Annotated in this window: 1 tRNA gene, 1 rRNA gene and 1 pseudogene; 2 read left to right on the forward strand and 1 reads right to left on the reverse strand. The window is 45.8% G+C overall.

The annotated features are described in order from the left end of the window. The first annotated feature begins 100 nt into the window (after window positions 1-100). Window positions 101-176, forward strand: a tRNA-Thr gene (locus L976_RS01245). Window positions 177-211: 35 nt separating this feature from the next. Next, a 5S ribosomal RNA gene (gene rrf / locus L976_RS01250) occupies window positions 212-327 on the forward strand. A gap of 125 nt (window positions 328-452) precedes the next feature. On the opposite strand, the pseudogene L976_RS23580 reads toward rrf, so the two are convergent. Beyond that, window positions 453-968: pseudogene (locus tag L976_RS23580) on the reverse strand (IS630 family transposase); the annotation flags it as partial. Window positions 969-1448 lie beyond the last annotated feature (480 nt).

Consider the following 1448-nt stretch of genomic DNA (forward strand, 5'->3'; position numbering starts at 1 on the left):
AGAAGTGAAACGCAATCGCGCCGATGGTAGTGTGGGGTCTCCCCATGTGAGAGTAGGTCATCGCCAAGCGCCTAATTTCATCTATTGATGATAAAAAATTGCTGATATGGCTCAGTCGGTAGAGCGCATCCTTGGTAAGGATGAGGTCCCCAGTTCGATTCTGGGTATCAGCACCATTATAGTCTAGTGTCATGTCCTAGAGAAAAATTTGCTTGGTGACAATAGCATTGTGGTCCCACCTGATCCCATACCGAACTCAGAAGTGAAACGCAATCGCGCCGATGGTAGTGTGGGGTCTCCCCATGTGAGAGTAGGTCATCGCCAAGCGCCTAATTAAGCAATGAAGCCAGCTGAATAAGCTGGCTTTTTGCATTTGGTGTTTTCAGTTTCTGCTTTTTTCACTTTTACATTCTCCCTTATACCATTCCGCATTAAAGCTCAGCCATCTTCGCCTATTCCCGAGAGTACATCTTTATCACGCGTTTTGTACAACTGATAAAGCTGTTCCATGCCTGGCTGCAGGCATCCACTATGTCCTCATATCCTTTAAAACAGCGATTGGCGAGATAATGTTAGCGCAGCCAACTCCATACCTGTTTGATGGGGTTTAGTTCTGGGGAATATGGCGGCAGTTTGAGGATCGACAGGTTAGGGATATCAGCAGCAATGTCATTGGTATGCCAACCCGCACCGTCCATTACCACGACTGCATGGCGGCCAGGTTTGGTGCGTTTTGCAATTAGCTCCAGGTGCTGGTGCATGATGTCCTTATTGGCGAATGGCGTGATGATGGCTTCAGTTTCTCCTGCTGCAGGACAGACTGCGCCGAACAGGTGCACATATTCAAACTGCTGCTGTTTTAGCGCTCTTGGTCTACTGCCTTTAGGGGCCCAAAGGCGTGTAGTTGTATTTCACTGGCCGGATCTTGCTTCGTCCTGAAACCAAATATCAATCGAGACTAAAAAAATCGGCCTCACAATTAACTTTGAATACGCACAGCTGTGAGTTCTTTTAACTTAAAGTTGAGTAATTAATTATTTAATCTAGTCATTAAACCTTCTCAGTGTGGATAACTCTGGGTATAACAAGTGTGTAGGTTGTGCCTAGCTTGGGTGTAACAATCTATTTGAAAATTAATCATAAAAACCTGAAAAAAGCGCTTGCACAAAAAGTTTCGCTGCCTATAATGCGCATCCACTGACACGGCAGACAGCGAAAGCTAACGCGGTTACAGTGCGAATCGAATGCAAAATGTGCAGTTGATTCGAAAGCATCAAGAAGTTTGCAAAAACGCCTTGACGCGACACGGGAAATGCGTAGAATACGCAGCCCTGACCCAGTGAGCGGTAACGCAAGCGATGAGGTCAAACGCTCTTTAACAATCTAAACAAGAAATCTGTGTGGACACTCACAGGTGTTGAGTTAATCGAAATTACTCTGCCGTTTGG

The organism is Shewanella sp. ZOR0012, from assembly GCF_000798835.1.
Taxonomy (GTDB): domain Bacteria; phylum Pseudomonadota; class Gammaproteobacteria; order Enterobacterales; family Shewanellaceae; genus Shewanella; species Shewanella xiamenensis.